Origin of the sequence: Nesterenkonia sp. AN1 (assembly GCF_000582475.1) — a bacterium.
Taxonomy (GTDB): domain Bacteria; phylum Actinomycetota; class Actinomycetes; order Actinomycetales; family Micrococcaceae; genus Nesterenkonia; species Nesterenkonia aurantiaca.
In genome coordinates this window covers 1-3,690 of sequence record NZ_JEMO01000031.1, presented here as the reverse complement: position 1 = coordinate 3,690, position 3,690 = coordinate 1, and the positions used below count along the sequence as shown (strand labels likewise).

Genomic DNA, 3,690 nt, shown 5'->3' with positions numbered 1-3,690 from the left:
CACGTGTCAGCTGCCCCGCACGTCCTGCGCCGAGGACTTCGCGGAGTCTGCGACGGAATCTTTCTGATCCTGTCCTTCAGACTTCACGTTCTGCGCACTCTCAGCCGCTGAGTCTCGGACTCGCTGCGCAGATTCCTGCGCCGGCTCCTTGAGCTCCTCGGCCATCGACTTCGCCTGGCTCTTCGCATCATCGACCAAGGGCTGGGCCTGGTCTTCGAGCTTGGCGGCCGCCTTCTTCTCCGGCTCAGAGGCCGGCACGATCGAGGCTGCGAGCCACCCGGCGCCCAGGGCGATCAGCCCGGCCGCCAGCGGGTTTCCGCGAGTCTTCTGCTTCGCCGCACCGGGTGCATGCTGAACCCCTTCGGCCGCGTGGTGCGCCCGATCGGAGACCTTGGTGGAGGCATCATCGGCTGAGCCCATCACGTGATCCTTCCATCCGCCCACGGTGTGGCGGACCTTCTCAGTCTGTCGCTGCGCGACCTTGGAGGGTGAGACCTTGTCGGCGACGGCGTCGACGTCAAGGGAGAGGCTGCTGCGGGTCCGCTCGATATCGGCGCGGATCTCTTCCGGAGTCTGCTGTGTCATCGGGTCTCCTTGGTGGGGGTGAGGGCGTCGGGGATTTCTTTGAGGGTCTCCGTCGTGTGCGGGGCGCCCTGGGCCTGTTCAAGGTTCTTCTTCCCGAGCACCGCCAGGACCGCGGCGATGATCGCCCAGATCGCGGCGACGATGACCGCTGACCAGGCGGTGCCGATCGCGGTGGCGCCCAGAGCGGCCCAGAGGGCGATGGAGAGGAAGAGCAGCACGAAGTGCCCGGCGATGCCGGCGCCGCCGAACATGCCGGCACCCTTTCCGGACTTTTTCGCGGTCTCGGAGAGCTCCGCCTTCGCCAGCGCTGTCTCCTGCCGGATCAGGGTGGAGAGGTCACCGCTGACCTGGGACATCAACGACCCCAAGGATTCCTGCTCCGCCTTGCGCTCGGCCTGGCGTGCAGGATCGACAGGCGCAGGGCCGGGTGAGGCCGGCCCTGTGGGGGAGTGCCCGGCCGGGGAATTGAAGCCGCTCATCGGCCACCACCTCCGGCATAGGGATCCGTGCTTCCAGCGGGGATGGTGCCGGGGACCGGCCCCGAGGCGGTGCCGGCTGAGGTGCCGGGAGCAGGCCCGGAGGCGGGGCCAGCTGGGGCGCCGGCAGGGGTGTCGGGGGTGCTGGTGCGAGCCGGGGACCCAGATGCGCTGGTCGCCCGGTGATTCGAGGTCGAGGAGCTCTGATGAGCGTCATCGGCATGATTCTGCTTGAGCCCACGAGTCAGTCGGCCGGCGGCGAAACCGACCCCGGCTGCGATGGCCAGGAACGCCACCGGACGACGACGCGCGAAGCTCTGCACCTCGTGCAGAACCTCCCGGGGGTCATGATCCTCGAGCCAGCTGGCGGTGGCCTCGGCGCGGGTGTTCAGCTGGTCCACGAGGTCTTTCGCAACCCCGGGCTCAGGCTTCTCGCCGCGAGCGATGCGGGCGACGTCGTCGCTGAAGGTGCGCACGGTGCCTGCAGCACGATCCAGCTGTTCGGCGGCTTGGGACTCCAGCACCGTGCTGGCCTCGCCACCGAGGCGTTTGGCCTCGCGTACCGCGTCATCCTTGACCCCTGCGGCTTCCTGCGCGGCGGTGTCCTTGACGGCACGTCCGGCCTCCGTGGCGTCGCCGGCGACATTTCGGGCCGCACCTTTTGCGTGATCGGCGCTTCCTGCAGAACCGGTCTCGGACGCATGCGGGTCGGAGTAGCCGGGTTCACCGGTCACAGACTCGAGGCCCGGTGGGGCCGAGCGCACTGCAGGCACTGGCTCGGTCACACCAGGGGCGGACGGAGCGGACCCGAGAGTTGAGGCGGCTGGGGTCTTGTGCGCGGGATCTTCTGGGTTGGACGGACGTGGCGGTGTGTTGTTGGTGTCAGTCATGACTGCCTTTCGTTGAAGTCATCAGCATTGGCGTCGGAGTGAGTCGGGCAGGGCGAGGAGTCGCGCAGGGACGCCACCGAGGGCTAAGGCCGCGGCGACGATGCGGATCTGCCAACCGGTGCTGCCTGGGCAGCCAGTGCGCCAGGTCCGAGGTCGGCAGTGCGGTGCAGGGCAGAAGGGGCCACGAGGGCGGGCATCGAGGGCGGGCATCGAGGCGGCGGCGCGGACTCGAGCCGCAGTGAAGGCCCCTGAAGTCTCACACGTCAGGTACCCACCGACCTGGGTGCGGAGAGGCCGGGAACAGGCAGAACTGCCGTCGATGAGAAGTGAATGCCGCTGCACGGGGTACCCCTTGAATTCAGAATCAAGAGCCCGTTGCTTGAGCTGAACACGACGGTAGTTCATGGTTGAGCGTGGGTAAAGAGCCCAAAGTATTCAATTTTTTAAGGACATGACCTCTTCTTCTGCCGGGAGCCTCGACCCAGGTCTCTGGTGGGAGGGAGAGCCACGGGGAAGCAGGCAAGTTCGGGCCGTAGTCGCGTCCGGGCGCTGTCGGGATTGCAGGCCCCTGGCGTAGCGTCGGTGAGAATCCGTCGCTCTTCGGACGGGACCGATGTGAAGGAGTCTTTCCGATGGAGACCACCAAAGACCCTCAGGATCTGACCGCCGCGCTGGCCGATGTGCTTACTCAGAATCGCGACATAGCGGGGATGCTGACGAGCATCGCGGAGCTGGCCGCCCGACACTTATCCACCGACCGGGAAGTCTTGTGCGGAGTTCTGTTGAACCGTGCCAAGCGGAACACGGTGCTGGCCACCAGCTCGTTGGAAGCTCAACAGATGGATGAACTGCAAGCCGGGTTTGACGAAGGGCCGTGCCTGGAGGCTCAGAAGACGGGGAACCTCATACGGGTCCCCGATGTGCGGTATGAGAATCGGTGGCCGGAGTATATGGCCGAGGTGCGCGACCGAGGTCTGCGCAGCATCGTCGCAGTGCCGGTGGTCATGGAGGGTTCCTCCACGGCGGCTATGAATTTCTACACCCACGAAGTGGGGGCCTTTACTGAAGAAGAGATTCGTGCCGCGCGGCGCTTCACCGAGGCCGTCTCCACTGTGGTGGCCATTGCGGTGCGAATCGCCGCCTACGCCGAGGATGTCGAGGACCGTCGGCGAGCCATGAAGACACGATCAACGATTGACACGGCGGTGGGCATCATCATGGCCCAGAATCGGTGCAGCCAGGATGATGCGGTGACGGTTCTCAAGGCAGCCTCGAATCACCGCAACATCAAACTTCGTGCGCTGGCCGAAGAGCTCGTGGCCTCAGTCGGTCCCTAGGACCTTGTCACCAGGTGTGATGTCTCAGGAGATCGTGCACAGGTGTGTCTCAAGACATCGTGGATATATCTATGTCTCAGGAGATCGTGGACGGTGGCCTCTGGCGGGGTCCGTGCCAGCCGCGGCGTTGTTCGGGTTTGGGGTACTGGGCTATGGTCTCGCCGTTTGCGCCGCTGATGGTCACGGTGTTGGCATCCCAGGTGACGGTGACCTGTTCGCCTTTGCGTTGGTAGCCGGCGTAGAACTTGTTGGCTAGAGCGCCGATGTAGCCGCCCTTGGAAATTACTCGTACTGCTGTGCCGGTGGTTCCTGCCGATGGGGTGTGTCCGGCGGTCTTCATCAGCGTGCCGGCTCGGTTGCGAGGCCCGTAATACATGCCAGTCGGGTCTGCCGCACCAATAG

At 65.4% G+C, this 3,690-nt stretch carries 5 protein-coding genes; 1 reads left to right on the top strand and 4 read right to left on the bottom strand.

Features of this window, described 5'->3' with window-relative positions:
• Positions 1 to 6: 6 nt before the first annotated feature.
• From BG28_RS13520 to BG28_RS13510, 3 genes are read right to left on the bottom strand one after another with little or no spacing between them, the layout of a single operon-like run.
• Positions 7 to 585, bottom strand: coding sequence for a DUF3618 domain-containing protein (locus tag BG28_RS13520; RefSeq protein ID WP_036478019.1), 579 nt, complete (start codon positions 583 to 585; stop codon positions 7 to 9).
• Positions 582 to 1,064 carry a phage holin family protein gene (locus BG28_RS13515; protein ID WP_051501494.1) on the bottom strand — a complete coding sequence of 161 codons (483 nt, stop codon included), beginning with the start codon at positions 1,062 to 1,064 and terminating at the stop codon, positions 582 to 584. The genes BG28_RS13520 and BG28_RS13515 overlap by 4 nt, the downstream gene beginning before the upstream one ends.
• Complete coding sequence (locus BG28_RS13510; RefSeq protein WP_051501493.1) at positions 1,061 to 1,795, bottom strand: hypothetical protein; 735 nt, start codon at positions 1,793 to 1,795, stop codon at positions 1,061 to 1,063. Before BG28_RS13510 ends, BG28_RS13515 begins: the two co-directional genes overlap by 4 nt.
• A gap of 788 nt (positions 1,796 to 2,583) precedes the next feature.
• Here BG28_RS13510 and BG28_RS13505 point away from each other — a divergent pair.
• The gene (locus BG28_RS13505; protein ID WP_036478017.1) at positions 2,584 to 3,288 is read left to right on the top strand and encodes a GAF and ANTAR domain-containing protein; all 705 of its coding nucleotides are present in this window, start codon (positions 2,584 to 2,586) and stop codon (positions 3,286 to 3,288) included.
• A 76-nt stretch (positions 3,289 to 3,364) separates the two neighbouring features.
• Here the strand turns inward: BG28_RS13505 and BG28_RS15535 are convergent.
• Positions 3,365 to 3,690, bottom strand: a 326-nt coding sequence (locus tag BG28_RS15535; RefSeq protein WP_235181128.1) for a hypothetical protein, incomplete at its 5' end; no start/stop codon positions are given.

What these genes read in the sequence shown, in the direction of transcription:
- BG28_RS13520 (WP_036478019.1), bottom strand. Translation starts at nt 585, where the DNA reads ATGACACAGCAGACTCCGGAAGAGATCCGCGCCGATATCGAGCGGACC.
- BG28_RS13515 (WP_051501494.1), bottom strand. Translation starts at nt 1,064, where the DNA reads ATGAGCGGCTTCAATTCCCCGGCCGGGCACTCCCCCACAGGGCCGGCC.
- BG28_RS13505 (WP_036478017.1), top strand. Translation starts at nt 2,584, where the DNA reads ATGGAGACCACCAAAGACCCTCAGGATCTGACCGCCGCGCTGGCCGAT.